This window comes from Streptomyces sp. NPDC059895 (assembly GCF_042731035.1).
GTDB lineage: Bacteria > Actinomycetota > Actinomycetes > Streptomycetales > Streptomycetaceae > Streptomyces.
Window position 1 is genome coordinate 463558 of sequence record NZ_JBHWKO010000001.1, and the last position, 14451, is coordinate 478008.

11 protein-coding genes are annotated in these 14451 nt (G+C 71.7%); 4 read left to right on the forward strand and 7 right to left on the reverse strand.

Annotated elements, in window-relative coordinates; genetic code table 11:
* Window positions 1–149: 149 nt before the first annotated feature.
* The 6 genes from ACFV9M_RS01965 to rplU all read right to left on the reverse strand — a co-directional run bounded on the left by ACFV9M_RS01965 (window position 150) and on the right by rplU (window position 7386).
* Window positions 150–1649 carry a D-ribitol-5-phosphate cytidylyltransferase gene (locus ACFV9M_RS01965; RefSeq protein ID WP_385065193.1) on the reverse strand — a complete coding sequence of 500 codons (1500 nt, stop codon included), beginning with the start codon at window positions 1647–1649 and terminating at the stop codon, window positions 150–152.
* Between the two features lie 226 nt (window positions 1650–1875).
* Window positions 1876–3090, reverse strand: a complete 1215-nt coding sequence (locus ACFV9M_RS01970; RefSeq protein WP_385065196.1) for a hypothetical protein — start codon at window positions 3088–3090, stop codon at window positions 1876–1878.
* Between the two features lie 120 nt (window positions 3091–3210).
* Complete coding sequence (locus ACFV9M_RS01975) at window positions 3211–4773, reverse strand: alkaline phosphatase D family protein (protein WP_385065197.1); 1563 nt, start codon at window positions 4771–4773, stop codon at window positions 3211–3213.
* A gap of 449 nt (window positions 4774–5222) precedes the next feature.
* The gene (obgE, locus tag ACFV9M_RS01980) at window positions 5223–6668 is read right to left on the reverse strand and encodes a GTPase ObgE (protein WP_385065199.1); all 1446 of its coding nucleotides are present in this window, start codon (window positions 6666–6668) and stop codon (window positions 5223–5225) included.
* 128 nt (window positions 6669–6796) lie between these two features.
* Complete coding sequence (gene rpmA / locus ACFV9M_RS01985; protein WP_385065202.1) at window positions 6797–7051, reverse strand: 50S ribosomal protein L27; 255 nt, start codon at window positions 7049–7051, stop codon at window positions 6797–6799.
* Between the two features lie 14 nt (window positions 7052–7065).
* Window positions 7066–7386, reverse strand: coding sequence for a 50S ribosomal protein L21 (rplU, locus tag ACFV9M_RS01990; protein ID WP_004931419.1), 321 nt, complete (start codon window positions 7384–7386; stop codon window positions 7066–7068).
* Between the two features lie 240 nt (window positions 7387–7626).
* Here rplU and ACFV9M_RS01995 point away from each other — a divergent pair, with 240 nt between their 5' ends.
* The 4 genes from ACFV9M_RS01995 to ACFV9M_RS02010 all read left to right on the forward strand — a co-directional run bounded on the left by ACFV9M_RS01995 (window position 7627) and on the right by ACFV9M_RS02010 (window position 13120).
* Window positions 7627–8229, forward strand: coding sequence for an acyltransferase (locus ACFV9M_RS01995; RefSeq protein WP_385065205.1), 603 nt, complete (start codon window positions 7627–7629; stop codon window positions 8227–8229).
* Window positions 8230–8439: 210 nt separating this feature from the next.
* Window positions 8440–9543: a non-hydrolyzing UDP-N-acetylglucosamine 2-epimerase gene (wecB, locus tag ACFV9M_RS02000; RefSeq protein ID WP_385065208.1), complete on the forward strand. Its 1104-nt coding sequence runs from the start codon at window positions 8440–8442 to the stop codon at window positions 9541–9543.
* Between the two features lie 194 nt (window positions 9544–9737).
* Entirely contained in the window at window positions 9738–10982 is a 1245-nt protein-coding gene (locus ACFV9M_RS02005) for a glycosyltransferase (RefSeq protein ID WP_385065309.1), read from the forward strand.
* On the forward strand, window positions 10979–13120 hold the full coding sequence (locus ACFV9M_RS02010) for a glycosyltransferase family 1 protein (RefSeq protein WP_385065210.1): 2142 nt from the start codon (window positions 10979–10981) through the stop codon (window positions 13118–13120). The genes ACFV9M_RS02005 and ACFV9M_RS02010 overlap by 4 nt, the downstream gene beginning before the upstream one ends.
* Window positions 13121–13443: 323 nt before the next feature.
* Here the strand turns inward: ACFV9M_RS02010 and galE are convergent, their stop codons facing one another.
* Window positions 13444–14412 (reverse strand): UDP-glucose 4-epimerase GalE, encoded by a 969-nt coding sequence (gene galE, locus ACFV9M_RS02015; protein WP_385065213.1) that lies wholly within the window; start codon window positions 14410–14412, stop codon window positions 13444–13446.
* Between the last annotated feature and the right edge of the window lie 39 nt (window positions 14413–14451).

The following is a 14451-nucleotide window of genomic DNA, read 5'->3' on the forward strand; positions in this document are numbered from 1 at the left end:
GAGGGGTGCCGGTCATAGGGGAAAAAGAGCCGGGAAGTCCGGAAAATCCCCTGTGGGGGTTTCGGGGGTCTTACGGATTCAGGCCTCTGTGAAATCTCCGTAAACGAGGAGCCACAGAGGCCTGAATTCTCATGGCTATGAGCGCCCGATTATGCCACGCCGTCCTGTCGGTCCAGGACTCCCGCCAGGGCCTGCTCGAAGCCGGAGGCCCGGCTGGCGTCGGCGGTGGGGTCCTGCTGGCGGACGTCGATGACGTGCCCGGTCAGCTCGGACAGCAGCACGTCGAGGGAGGTACGGGCGACCGCCTCGGAGGACAGCAGGCTGCCCGCGGGCTCCTGGCCGAAGGCCTTGGTGCGCATCGGGGTCGCCGTGCGCTCCGGGTTGATGCAGTTGACGCGGACGCCGTCGCCGGCCCACTCGTCGGACAGGGCCTGGGTGAGATTCACCATGGCGGCCTTGGTGGAGGAGTAGAGGCTGTACTCGGCGCGCCCGCGGGTGTAGCTGCTGGAGGTGTACAGCAGCAGCTGGCCCTTGGTCTCGGCCAGGTACTTGTAGGCCGAGCGGGCGATCTGCACGGGGGCCAGGTAGTTGACCTTCAGCGCTTCCTCGATGGTCGCGTTGTCGGTCTCGGCGAGCTTGCCGATGCGCAGCACACCCGCGGTGTTGACGACGTAATCGATCCGGCCGGTCTCCGAGTACGCCTTGGACAGCGCGTCGTCGACCTCCTCCGGGTTCTCCACGTGCGTACCGGTGGTGGAGCGGCCCAGCGCGTACACCGTGGCGCCGTAGGACTCGGCGAGTTCGGCGATGTCCTTGCCGATGCCGTACGAACCGCCGAAGACCACCAGGGTCCTGCCGGTGAGCAGGTCGCGGTAGGCCTCCTCGCCGTTCTGCTCGGGCGCGGCGGTGGAGGCGAGCTGGAAGAGCTTGTCGGCGATGAAGACGTCGACCGGCTGCGTCACCTTCATGTTGTACTCGTCGCCCGCGACGACGTGGATCGGCACGTCCGGCAGGTAGCGCAGCACGACCGTGCAGTCGTCGGTGGCCTGGAAGTTGGGGTCGCCCGACGCCACCTCGTAGGCCCGGCGGATCGTCGACAGCTTGAACGCCTGCGGGGTCTGGCCGCGGCGCAGCCGGGAGCGGTCCGGGATCTCGGTGATGAACTCGCCGTCCTCGCCGTGGGTCCGGGTGACGATGATGGTGTCCGCGGAGGGGATGGCGACGTCGACCGCCTGGTAGCGCTCGAGCGCGGCGACGCAGTCGTCGATGACGCGCTGCGAGAGCAGGGGGCGTACGGCGTCGTGGAAGAGGACGTTGAGGTCCTCGCCGTCGGCCAGCCCCTCGCCCAGGGCCGCGATGGCGCGCTCGGTGGTCTCGTTCCGCGTGGTGCCGCCCTCGATGACCCGGGAGACCTTCGTGAACCCGGCCTTGGCCACGATCTTCTCGACGTCCGGCACATAGCCGGGCGCCATCAGCACGATGATGTCGTCGACGGAGTCGGCCTGCTCGAAGGTGGTCAGCGTGTGCTCGATGACTGCCTTGCCGGCGATCTTCAGCAGCTGCTTGGGGATCGACAGACCCACCCGCTGGCCGGTGCCACCGGCCAGGATCACTGCGGTGGTACGGGGCTTGGCTATGTGCTGGGACACAGGTGACCTACCTTGGGGCGACAGGGAACGGGGAAATGGTCCCACTTGCGGTAACCGCGATGCAAGGTGAGCGCCCTTCCGTGCATATGTGCACGCCATCTGTCATTCACCTTGTCGGCCCGGTGATTGACGAGACATGAGAGCGCCTCCCTCGGAGGCCACCGCGAAATCCTGTGAGTAAGTCCACAGGAAGCGGTGGCCGACGGCCGGAAGCGGCGGAAAGCGCCTAGCGCCGCCGCAGCCGCTTCAGGCAGCGGTGCCCCAACACTCTCACGAGTTCCTTCGACGGCGTCCCGTGCACCGTGCGCACCTTGCCGGAGGGTTCGGCGGCCACCGCGGCGAGCGCACCGTACAGCGCCTGAGCGGCGACTTCCGGTGAGATCCGGGGCTCCTCCTCGGACTGCCCGGTCTCCTCGGCGGGGCCGTGGGAGGGCTTCGGCACGGCGGACAGCAGGCTCGGATCGCCGATGACGCGCACGCCCATGGCCTCGATGCGCCCGGTCATCTCGGCGCCGATCGCGGCGGCCGCCTCGGCCGCCCAGGCCGGGGTGGAGATCCGCACGTCGCGGGAGGTGGGGCTGCACGCGTTCTTCATATGCATGACCGCGCCGTGACGGACCAGCTTGGAATAGAGCTCGTCGGGAAGTCCATTGCCGCGAAATTCCTTATTGAGATTGCGCAGCATTTCGGTCTCGGCGAGCGTGAGCGAACGATTCGCCGTGTCGGGCACGGGCTGCAGGAGCCGGTCCGGCAGGCCCAGCAGCGCCTCGAAGGTGCGCATCAGCCCGTCGCGGTCCCGGTCGTCGACCACCACGACGGTGACCCGGCCGGCCCCCGCCACCCGCACCCACCGCTCGACGAGCCGGTCGTGCCGGTGGCGCCGCCAGAAGCTCGGGTTGGGCTTCTCGTAGGGCGCCTTGCGGAGCATGTGCTCCAGCCACTCCTCGTAGCTCATCCGCAGCCCGTTCTGCACGTACTGCTGCCACTGCGAGGGCATGATCCGCACCAGCGGGCGCAGGGTCACCAGGACGTGGACGCGCTCCCCGCCCAGGTCCTCGACGATCCGTGCGATCGTCTCGTCGTCGGGGGCGTCGGCGAAGAACTCGCTGCTGATCACCGATGTGTCGCGGCCGGTGGCGCGCACCTGCTCGACGAGCCGGGTCCAGTGCTGCTCGGTGGGGGTGGTGTCACCCATCATCCCGGGGCGGGCACAGGCGGCCAGCACGGCCTGCATCGGATGTCTGCTGGTCGCGGGGAACACGACGCCGTGCGCCGGCATCCGGTCCTTCGCCGCGAACAGGGCGCCCTGGATGGCGGTCGTCCCGGTCTTGTGCGGGCCGATGTGCAGCAGGCGGGTGCCGGGGGGCAGGGGCGCGGGGCGGCCGGCGGCCGCTGGGGTGTCGTTCACGTGCTTGTCGTCGCTCGTACAGTCCGTCTCCATGGTTAGGAGACGGTAAGAGCCGTTCCTGAGGCGAAGCTGAGAGGAGCCTGGGTGCGCGATGAGTGACCGCGGGTCCCGGGCTCCTCCCCCCGCCGGTGTCAGACCGGCTCCCCGCCGGTGTCAGACCGGCCGTACGCCCGGCCTGCCGTCGCTCACGCGCAGCTTCGCCAGCGTCCGGGCGGTCGCCTCGGGCTTCAGGACGGTGTCCACGACCCGGACCCGCGCGTCGACGGCGTCGCGGCGGACGTCGAAGAGGTGGTAGCCGCGGTGGGCGTCGATCAGCTTCCAGTGCGGGTTGTCGGCCTTCAGCGGGTCCCACTGCGCGTGGAAGGCGGCCTGGTCCTGGTCGCCGTTGCTGGAGATCGACGTGCCGACGAACTCGGCGCCGACGACCGCGGAGGACGGGTCGGCGAAGTCCTTCCTCAGATCGCTGACCATGGTGAGGTGCCGGTCCCCGCTGAGCACGACGGGGTTGCGGACCTGCTGGAACTCCGCGAGCAGGGCGTTGCGCTCGACCTGGTAGCCGTCCCAGGCGTCGTAGTACCACCGCTTGCCCGCCCCGGCCAGCAGGTCGGTCTCGGCCATCATGATCTGCGAGGCGACGAGGTTCCAGCGGGCGTCCGAGCCGTGCAGCGAGTCCAGCAGCCAGCGCTTCTGTTCGGCGCCGAGCATGGTGAGCGCGGGGTCCTGGGCGCCGGTCTGCCCGGTGGCCTGGTCGCTGCGGTACTGCCGGGTGTCGAGGACGTTGAGCCGGGCCAGCCGGCCGAACCGGAAGCTCCGGTGCATGCGGATGTGCGGTCCGTTCGGGATCGCGGTCGCCCGGACCGGCATGTGCTCGTAGTACGCCTGGTAGGCGGCGGTCAGCCGGGCCGTGAACGCGTCGTGGGTCTGCTTGGCGGGGTCCTGCGGGATCTCCCCGGCGTAGTCGTTGTCGACCTCGTGGTCGTCGAAGGTGACCACCCAGGGCGCGTGGGCGTGCATCCGCTGGAGGTCGGGGTCGGTGCGGTACTGCGCGTACCGGTTGCGGTACTGGCTGAGGGTGTACGGCTCCCCGCTCCCCTCGTGCCGGCGGACGGCCGTGGCGGACGGCGTGCTCTCGTAGACGTAGTCGCCGACGAAGAGGACGACGTCGGGGTCCTGCGCGTACATGTCGGCGTACGGCGTGAAGTAACCGTGCTGCCAGTTCTGGCAGGAGGCGAGGGCCAGGCGCAGGGAGCCGCCGGGGGCGAGCGGGTGGGGCGCGGTGCGGGTGCGGCCGACGCGCGAGAGCTGCCCGCCGGCGCGGAAGCGGTACCAGTAGGTGCGGCCCGCGCGCAGTCCGCGGACGTCCACGTGGACGCTGTGCCCGTACTCGGGCCGGGCCTGGGCGACGCCCCGGCGGACCCCGCTGCCGAACCGCTCGTCGGGCGAGATCTCCCACTCGACCTCGACGACGCGGTCGGGCATTCCGCCGCCGTTCAGCGGGTCGGGGGCGAGCCGGGTCCACAGCACGACGCCGTCGGGCAGGGGGTCGCCGGAGGTGACGCCGAGGCTGAAGACCCCGTCCGGCAGCCGGGTCTCGGCGGCCCGGGCGGTGGCGGGCAGCCAGAGCTGGGCGGAGGCGGCGGCACCGACCACGGCGGCACCGGCGGTGAGAAAGCGGCGGCGGTCGGGGGAAAGGGTTCTCTTCGGGCCCGGGGCCATCGTGAACTCCCTTGCGTCGCTGGTCACTCGGACACAAGGAAGGTGGCACGGCCATCCAACCGTCAGGCTGAACGGAGACTCTCGCGTGCATGACAAGCGGAGGGCCAGAGAGAGACCCGCCACGGCCGTGCCGCGGCGGGTCCGGGGCGCCGTTGGGGTCCGGGGCGCCGATCAGCCCCGGGGTGCCGGGGAACCCTGGGGGCGCCTACGGGGTTTGGGGCGCCGGAGGGGCCCACGTCGCGCAGACGTGCCCCAAGACGCAGGCGCGCCGAAAAACTTGGGCAAGCCTCAGAACGCCACCGAACCCCGGGACTCGGAAGGCCTCAGGGCGCGGAAGGCCCCGGGGACGCGGGCGCCCCCGAGGCGCGGGCGCCCCCGAGCGCGCGGGCGCCCCCGAGGCACAAGCCCCCCAGCCCCGGGGCCGCCAGAGCCCCGGGGTATCGGCGGGATCAGAAGGGCTCGAAGCCCTCGAACTCCTCGGTCGCCTCGTCGCGTTCGGCCTGGCGGTCGCGGCGGCGCTGGGCCGCGGGCCGCGGGGCCTCGAAGCGGTGGTCCTCGCCGCGGCGGCCGAGCATCTCGGCGCCGGCGGTCACCGACGGCTCCCAGTCGAAGACGACGGCGTTCTCCTCGGGCCCGATGGCGACGCCGTCGCCGGACCGGGCGCCCGCCTTCATCAACTCGTCCTCCACGCCGAGGCGGTTGAGCCGGTCGGCGAGGTAGCCGACGGCCTCGTCGTTGTTGAAGTCGGTCTGCCGCACCCAGCGTTCGGGCTTCTCGCCCCGGACGCGGAACAGCAGCTCCCCGTCGATCTCCTCACGCGTGACGGCGAAGCCCGCGTCGTCCACGGCCTTGGGCCGGATGACGATCCGCGTGGCCTCCTCCTTGGGCTTGGCGGCCCGGGCCCTGCCGACGAGGTCGGCGAGCGCGAACGACAGCTCCTTGAGTCCCGTGTGCGCGACGGCGGACACCTCGAAGACGCGGTAGCCGCGGGCCTCCAGGTCGGGGCGGACCATCTCCGCGAGGTCCTTGCCGTCCGGGACGTCGATCTTGTTCAGGACGACGATGCGGGGACGGTCGCCGAGCCCGCCGTACTCGCGCAGCTCCGCCTCGATGACGTCGAGGTCGCTGGTGGGGTCGCGGTCGGACTCCAGGGTGGCCGTGTCCAGCACGTGCACGAGCACGCTGCACCGCTCGACGTGCCGCAGGAACTCCAAGCCCAGCCCCCGGCCCTGGCTGGCGCCCGGGATGAGACCGGGGACGTCGGCGATGGTGTAGACGGTCGACCCGGCGGTCACCACGCCCAGGTTGGGCACGAGGGTGGTGAACGGATAGTCGGCGATCTTCGGCTTGGCGGCGGAGAGCACGGAGATCAGGGACGACTTCCCGGCGCTCGGGTAGCCGACCAGCGCCACGTCGGCGACGGTCTTCAGCTCCAGCACGATGTCGTGCAGGTCGCCGGGCTCACCGAGCAGCGCGAAACCGGGCGCCTTGCGGCGGGCGGAGGCGAGGGCCGCGTTGCCGAGGCCGCCGCGCCCGCCCTGGGCGGCGACGAAGGAGGTGCCGTGCCCGACCAGGTCGGCCAGCACGTTGCCCGCCCGGTCGAGGACGACGGTGCCGTCCGGCACCGGGAGGACGAGGTCCTGTCCGTCCTTGCCGGAGCGGTTGCCGCCCTCGCCCGGCTTGCCGTTGGTGGCCTTGCGGTGCGGGGAGTGGTGGTAGTCGAGCAGCGTGGTCACGGACTGGTCGACGGTGAGGATGACATCCCCACCGCGTCCGCCGTTGCCGCCGTCCGGGCCGCCGAGCGGCTTGAACTTCTCACGGTGGACGGAGGCACAGCCGTGGCCTCCGTTACCCGCGGCGACGTGCAGTTCGACGCGGTCCACGAAGGTGGTCATGGTGGGGTGCCTCCAGCACTTCGGTCTTGCGTACGGTTCTGTCTACTGCGTAACACGCGAAAGGCGGACCCGCCTTCCCGAACGGGAAGTGAGGTCCGCCTCGCGAAACGTTCGCGGAAAGCCTGAGGTCAGGCGACCGGAACGATGTTCACGACCTTGCGGCCACGGTGGGTGCCGAACTGCACCGAGCCGGGCTGCAGCGCGAACAGCGTGTCGTCGCCGCCGCGGCCCACGCCGGAGCCCGGGTGGAAGTGGGTGCCGCGCTGGCGGACCAGGATCTCACCCGCGTTGACGACCTGACCGCCGAAGCGCTTCACGCCGAGCCGCTGGGCGTTGGAGTCGCGACCGTTCCGGGTGGACGATGCGCCCTTCTTGTGTGCCATGTCTCCTCAGTCCCTTACTTCGCAGCCGCGGGGATCTCAGTGACCTTGATCGCCGTGTACTGCTGGCGGTGGCCCTGACGACGGCGGTAGCCGGTCTTGTTCTTGTAGCGCAGAATGTCGATCTTCTGGCCCTTGTGGTGGTCCACGACCTCGGCCTGGACCTTGATGCCGGCCAGCACCCACGGGTCGCTGGTCACAGCGTCGCCGTCGACAACGAGCAGGGTCGAGAGCTCGACCGTGTCGCCAACCTTGGCAGTGGAAATCTTGTCAACCTCAACGATGTCACCGACAGCAACCTTGTGCTGACGGCCACCGCTGCGCACGATGGCGTACACGCGGATCTCTCTTTCGCTCGGAGAACGGCATCCCCGCAGGCCAGCCACCCGGGCGGGAACACGGGCGGCCTCTCCCGGCCACCGAGGCAACTCGGGAGGAAGAGGTTTACGGGGATGTGGCACGTCTGTGGACACGCCGACGGTCAAGGTTACGGGGCCGGTGTACAGGGGTCAAACCGGGCCGGGACGCCCCCGGCCCGTATGCTCGCGGGGCGAAGCCGTACTGCGGAAGGCGAAGAAGTGAACTACAGGGTCCAGCCCAGCGCCCAGGTCGACGCGAGCGCCGAGATCGGTGCCGGGAGCAGCGTCTGGGACCTCGCGCAGATCCGGGAGGGTGCCCGCCTCGGGGAGGGCTGCGTGATCGGCCGCGGCGCCTACGTCGGCTCCGGGGTCCGCATGGGCGACAACTGCAAGCTGCAGAACTACGCCCTCGTCTACGAGCCGGCCGAGCTCGGCGACGGCGTCTTCATCGGCCCCGCCGTGGTCCTCACCAACGACCACAACCCGCGCTCCGTGGACCCCGAGGGCAACCAGAAGCGCGGCGGCGACTGGGAGGCCGTCGGCGTGCGCATCGCCGACGGGGCGTCGATCGGGGCGCGCTCCGTGTGCGTCGCGCCGCTCACCATCGGACGCTGGGCGATGGTCGCCGCGGGGGCCGTCGTGACGAAGGACGTGCCCGACTTCGCCCTGGTCCTCGGCGTGCCGGCCCGCCAGGTGGGCTGGGTCGGCCGCGCCGGCGTCCGGCTCGTCGAACGCGAGGGCGAGCCGGGCGTGTGGGAGTGCCCGCAGAGCGGCGCGCTGTACGAGGAGAAGGACGGGGTGCTCGTCGAGCGCTCCGCCTGATCCGTCCCGTCGCCGCCCGGACCGGGCGCAAGATTCACGAAACCGTTATGCGTCGCCTTCGAACCGTCGTTCCTGCCCCGCTGACCACGGCGTGAACACCGCATGAACACGGCCGGACAACTCCGGGCCGGCCCGGCCAAGGGCCTGCCCGGGGTCGCCCGTTGCCTACCATTCCCCTACCAAAAGCCCGACCGAGAAGAAGAGTGCTCAGTGAAAGTCATCAGCATCGTCGGAGCCCGACCCCAACTGGTGAAGCTCGCCCCCATCGCGGCGGCCTTCGCGGAGACTGAGCACGAGCACGTGATCGTGCACACCGGGCAGCACTACGACGCCGACCTCTCCGACGTCTTCTTCTCCGGCCTCGGCATCCCCGACCCCGACGTCCACCTCGGCGTCGGCTCCGGCAGCCACGGGGTGCAGACCGGTGCCGTGCTGTCCGCGCTGGACCCGGTGCTGGAGCGGGAGCGGCCCGACTGGGTCCTGGTGTACGGCGACACCAACTCCACCATCGCCGGCGCGCTGTCCGCCGTGAAGATGCACCTGCCGGTCGCGCACCTGGAGGCCGGCCTGCGCTCCTTCAACCGGCGGATGCCGGAGGAGCACAACCGCGTCCTCACCGACCACTGCGCCGACCTGCTGCTGGCCCCGACCGAGGAGGCCGTGCGCCACCTGGCGGGCGAGGGCCTCGCCGAGCGCACCCGCCTGGCCGGCGACGTGATGGTCGACATCTGCCTGCGCATCCGCGACCAGGTGCGGGCCGGCGAGTTCCCGGCGCCGGAGCTGCCCGAGGGCATCGACCCGGCCAAGCCGTTCCTGCTGGCGACCCTGCACCGCCCGGACAACACCGACGACCCCGAGCGGCTCGCCGCGATCGTCGGCTCGCTCGCCAAGCTGCCGGTGCCGGTGGCGCTGGCCGCGCACCCCCGTCTGGTCGCCCGCGCCGAGGAGCACGGCATCGAGCTGGCCCAGGGCAACCTCCACGTCGGCCGCCCGCTGCCGTACGCGAGCCTGGTCGCCGCCGTGCTCGCCTCCGTCGGCGTGGTCACCGACTCGGGCGGGCTGCAGAAGGAGGCGTTCCTGCTGGAGCGCATCTGCACCACCATCCGCCCCGAGACGGAATGGGTGGAAACCGTCAACACCGGCTGGAACGTCCTTGTACCCGACCCGCACACGCTGTCGCCGCAGGAGTGGGCCGAGACGGTGACCCGTCCCGTGCCGACCGCCGACCCCGGCACCCCCTACGGCGACGGCCGCGCGGCGCAGAACGTCGTCCGGCTCATGGAGGAGTGGAAGGGGGGCAGCCGGCCCGCCTGACGCGGTACCGGGGGTCGCGGCCGTCCGCCCCGCGGACGGCCACAAGCGACCCACAGTCCGCGCACGTCAGCGTGCTAGCGTCAACTGCTATGTCATCGTCTCCCACGTCCGGTCCGTCTGCGGAAGGCAGGCGGCCCCACGTCATCTACCTCGCGATCGGCTTCCCTCCGGCCGCCAAGAGCTCCACGTACCGGATGCGCGAGACCGCCAACCAGTTCGTGAAGGCCGGCTGGGACGTCACGGTCGTCAACATCGCCCGGGAGTCCTGGGAACTCGACTCCGGCATCGACCTCTCCCTGCTGGAGCAGGTCGACCCCCGGGTGAACATCGTCGAACTGCCGCTGTCGCGCGAAGACCTGGAGACGGACATCCGCCTCTACGACGAGGCGCGCGCCCTCGACCCCAACGGCTGGGTCGCCCAGCTCCGCCGCCGCCAGACCGCGGCCTTCCCGGAGCCCAACTTCGGTGAGTGGCGCGGCGACCTGGAGCAGGCCGTCCTGCGCATCCACCGGGAGCGGCCGGCCGATCTGCTGCTCGCCAGCTGCGTGCCGTACGTCAACCTCGCCGCGGCGTGGAAGCTGTGGGAGGACGCGAAGGTGCCGTACGCGGTGGACTTCCGCGACGGCTGGTCCATCGACGTCATCGACGGCGTCGAGGCGTTCTCCCGCGACTCCGAGGAGGGCCGCTGGGAGCAGAAGATCCTCGACCACGCGGTGTCCCTGTGGGTCGTCAACGACCCGATCGCCGAGCACTACCGCAAGCGCTACCCGGAGTTCGCCGACCGCGTGCACGTCGTGCGCAACGGCTACGACGCCGACAGCTCGCCGGGCCGGGTGCACAAGGCGGACCGCGAGTCCGGGCTGGTCTTCGGCTACCTCGGCACCGTCAACTTCACCATCCCGCACCTGGAAGTGGTGCTGAACGCCTGGCGCGCGGCCCGCGAGAAGGAACCGCTGCTGGCGAACGCGCGCTTCGAGATCCGCGGCCACCTCGGCAACGGCGCCAGCCGCGGGGCGAACCGGCACGCCGAGGTCCTCAAGGACGCCGAGACCGACGGCGTCTTCTACGGCGGACCCGCCGCCAAGGCCGAGGTCTCCTCGATCTACGCCGGCTGGGACGCCATGGTGCTGATCCTGATCGGCGGCCGGTACGTCACCTCCGGCAAGGTGTACGAGTACATGGCGACGGGCCTGCCGATCGTGTCGGCGCACGCCGTCGAACACGACGCCTCCAACGTGCTGAAGGGCCACCCGCTGTGGACGGGCGCCCCCGGCCTCGACGAGGAGGGCCTGACCGAGTCGTTCATCAGGGCCGCGCACATGGCGGTGGAGACGACCGACGCCGAGCACGCCGAGGCGATGGCCCACGCCGACCAGTTCACTCGTGAGGCGCTGATGTCCGTCGCCGTCAAGAACCTCGTCGAGGAGCTCGCCCCGTGACCGAAGTCCTGCTCGTCGCCGCCGACCGGCCGCAGCTCGGCGTCCTGGCCTCCGCGGTGCGCAAGTTCGAGGCCCTGGGGGCGCGCGTGCATCTGGCGGGCGCCTTCCACCTGGAGGCCGAGGGCGTTCCCGAGGAGCTCGCCAAGGTCGGGCTGGCCGGTGTGCACCAGCTGCCGCGCAGCCTCAAGCACCGCAGCCAGGCGCTGCGCCGCCGGGCCGGCAAGTCGCCGCGCGGCCTGCGCGTGTGGATGCAGATCGGCCGCGACTCGTGGCTGCGCGGCCGGGCCCGCAAGGCCGACGTGCTCGTCGCCCTGGACGCCGGCTCCGTGTACACGGTGTGGCGGCTGGCCGAGTACAACCGCGGCGCCGCCGCCAGGTTCGGGCTCGCGCCCGCGCTGAAGGCCGTCGAGGAGCTGAAGGAGAAGGGCGGCGCCGCGGCCCGCTCCTCCGTCCTGCCGCCGCTGCACGTCGTCGCCCGCGATGTGCGCCGCGGTGTCGGCGACCTGCCCGCCCAGCTGGTGCGGGCGGCCACCCCGCGGACCGTGATGCGCTCGGGCGTCGGCGCCCGGCTGTGGCGCTCCGCCGTGACCGCGCCCGGCATGCCCGTCAAGGTGCGCGCCGCGACCTCGCGGTACGTCGCCGAGGGCATGCAGTGGGCGGGCCGCACCAGCGGTGCCGCGCTGACCCTCGCGGACGCCGCCGCGCGCATCCCGGACCCGAAGCTGCGGGCGGACCTCTACTACGAGGGCGCCATGCAGGAGATCCGCAAGGGCATCAGCCCGCGCATCATCGGCAAGGCGGTCGGGGCCCATCTGGCCCACGCGGACGCGGAGTTCGCCAAGGGTGGCATCGGTGAGGCGGCCGAGGCGCTGAACCGTGCGCTGTTCCTGGACTTCCACCGGGTGCTGCACATCGACCAGCTGTCGTCGCCGCTGGCCAAGGACGCCGAGGGGTTCGTCGCCCCGCTGCACCGCTCCCCGGCGTTCCAGGCGCTGAGCCGTCCCCGCGGCCGCAAGGTGCCCGCGGCGCCCGTGCCCACCGACCGCCCGCTGCGGCTGCTGCTGGCGACGAGCGCCAACGACAACTTCCTGCACCTCGTCCGGGAGCACTTCGCCGACCACCCCGGCGTCGAGCTGCGCTACCTGGACCTCGCCTCGAACAAGCACCTCAAGCGGATCTCCTGGGCGGCCCCGAGGATGATCGAAGACCGTCTGTCGGACGGTACGAGCGCCTACCAGGAAGAGGTGGAGCGCCTGATGCGCCCCTACCTCGACTGGGCGGACACGGTGTTCCTGGAGTGGGCGGCGGGCCCGGCCGGCATGCTCACCACGATCGACCCGGGCGACACCCGGATCGTCGTGCGCCTGCACAGCTACGAGGCGTTCACCCGCTGGCCGCACATGACGGACTTCTCCCGGATCGACGACATGGTGTTCGTCGCGCCCCACGTGAAGGACCTCACCACCTCGCTCGTGCCGATGCTCCGCGGCGAGCAGGCCCCGCGTTTCCACGTCCTGGACAACGCCATGGACCTGTCGGGTTTCGACCGGCCCAAGCCGGCCGAGGCCCGCTTCAACCTGGGGCTGATCGGCATCAGCCAGGTCGCCAAGGACCCCAAGTGGGCCGTGGACGTCCTCCAGCGGGTCCGCAAGCACGACGAGCGCTACCGGCTGATCCTGGTCGGCGGGGACATGGACCCCAAGACCAGCCAGGCCACCCGCGAGTACCGGCGCGAGTTCGACCGGCTGATCGCCCCGCTGGAGGAGTCCGGCGCGGTCGTGAAGCTCGGTCCCACGGACGACGTCCCGTCGAAGCTGGTCGAGATCGGTACGATCCTCAGCTCCTCGGTGCGCGAGGGCTGCCACGTCGGCCTGATGGAGGGCGCCGCCAGCGGTGCCGTCCCCGTCGCGCGCGACTGGCCGTTCTACGCGGGCAAGCCCAACAGTGCCCGCACCCTCTACCCCGAGGGCTGGGTCGTCGCCTCCCCCGCGGAGGCGGCCGAGCGGATCCTGAAGGTCACGGCCACCGAGGAGGCCTGGCGCGCCGCCGGCGAGCAGGCCACCGAGCACGCGCTGACGGTGTGGGACTGGCCCGTGGTGCGCAAGCACTTCGAGAAGCTGTTCCTCGAGCAGGGCTGAGGACGGCGAGGCCCGACGGCCGAGGCACACCAGGAAGGGCCCCCGGATTCCGGGGGCCCTTCCTCGTCGCGCGGGTGGCGCCCGGCCTTGTCGCGCGGGTGGCGCCCGGCCTCGTCGCGCGGGTGGCGCCCGGCCTCGTCGCGCGGGTGACGCCCGGCGCGGGCCGGCGTCACCCGCGGGGCGTTGCGCGCGGGGCGTTGCACGCGGGCGGTGTGCCGCGGCGGCTGGTGTGCCGCGCGGGTGGCGTGCCGCGCGGGTGGCGTCACCTGGCGGGCGTTTCGCACGGGGGCGTGCCCCTCAGATGACGTGCCGCCCCGGCGGCATCACGGGTGCCGCAGCCGCCACCCCGCCCACGCCGACTCCACCATCTCGCGCACGTCCCGCCGCGCGCTCCAGCCGAGTTCCGTACGGATCAGGCCGCCGGAGGCCACCACCCGCGCCGGGTCGCCGGGGCGGCGCCCCCGCACCCGCGGCGGTACGCCGGTGAGGCCGGTGACGTCCTGGATGATGCCGACCATCTCCGCGACCGAGACGCCCTCACCGCGCCCGATGTTCAGGACCAGCCGGGCCTCCGGGTCGGCGGCGAGCCGGCGCGCGGCCGCGACGTGCGCGGTGGCGATGTCCTCGACGTGGATGTAGTCGCGGACGCAGGTGCCGTCGGGGGTGGCGTAGTCGTCGCCGAAGATCAGCGGCGACTCACCGGCGTCGAGCCGCTCGAACACCATGGGGACGAGGTTGAAGACGCCGTCGTCGCCCAGCTCGGGCGTGGCGGCGCCCGCCACGTTGAAGTAGCGCAGCGAGGCCGTGGCCATGCCGTGCCGGGCGCCGACCGCGGCCACCAGCCACTCGCCGGCCAGCTTGGTCTCGCCGTAGGGGTTGATGGGCGTGCACGGCGTCTTCTCGGTGACGAGGTCGACGTCGGGCATGCCGTACACGGCGGCGGACGAGGAGAACAGGAACCGGCCGACGCCCGCGCCGGCGGCCGCGTCGAGCAGGACGCGCAGGCCCTCCACGTTCTCGCGGTAGTAGTACAGCGGCCGGTCGACGGACTCGGCCACCTGCTTCTTGCCCGCGATGTGCACGATGCCGGTGACGGCGTGCTCGCGCAGCACCCGGTCGACGGTCCCGCGGTCGAGGACCGTGCCGGTCTCCAGCACGACACCGTCCGGGAGCCGCTCCGCGCGACCCGTGCTCAGGTCGTCGAGGACGACGACGGACTCGCCGGCGTCGATCATCGCCTTCACCACATGCGAGCCGATGTAGCCGGCCCCGCCCGTGATCAGCCAGGTCATGAAGAACCCTTCCTGCACCGGGGCCCCGCCCCGGGGTGC

What these genes read in the sequence shown, in the direction of transcription:
- rpmA (WP_385065202.1), bottom strand. Translation starts at nt 7,051, where the DNA reads ATGGCACACAAGAAGGGCGCATCGTCCACCCGGAACGGTCGCGACTCC.
- ACFV9M_RS01970 (WP_385065196.1), bottom strand. Translation starts at nt 3,090, where the DNA reads ATGGAGACGGACTGTACGAGCGACGACAAGCACGTGAACGACACCCCA.
- ACFV9M_RS01975 (WP_385065197.1), bottom strand. Translation starts at nt 4,773, where the DNA reads ATGGCCCCGGGCCCGAAGAGAACCCTTTCCCCCGACCGCCGCCGCTTT.
- obgE (WP_385065199.1), bottom strand. Translation starts at nt 6,668, where the DNA reads ATGACCACCTTCGTGGACCGCGTCGAACTGCACGTCGCCGCGGGTAAC.
- ACFV9M_RS02005 (WP_385065309.1), top strand. Translation starts at nt 9,738, where the DNA reads ATGCGCGAGACCGCCAACCAGTTCGTGAAGGCCGGCTGGGACGTCACG.
- galE (WP_385065213.1), bottom strand. Translation starts at nt 14,412, where the DNA reads ATGACCTGGCTGATCACGGGCGGGGCCGGCTACATCGGCTCGCATGTG.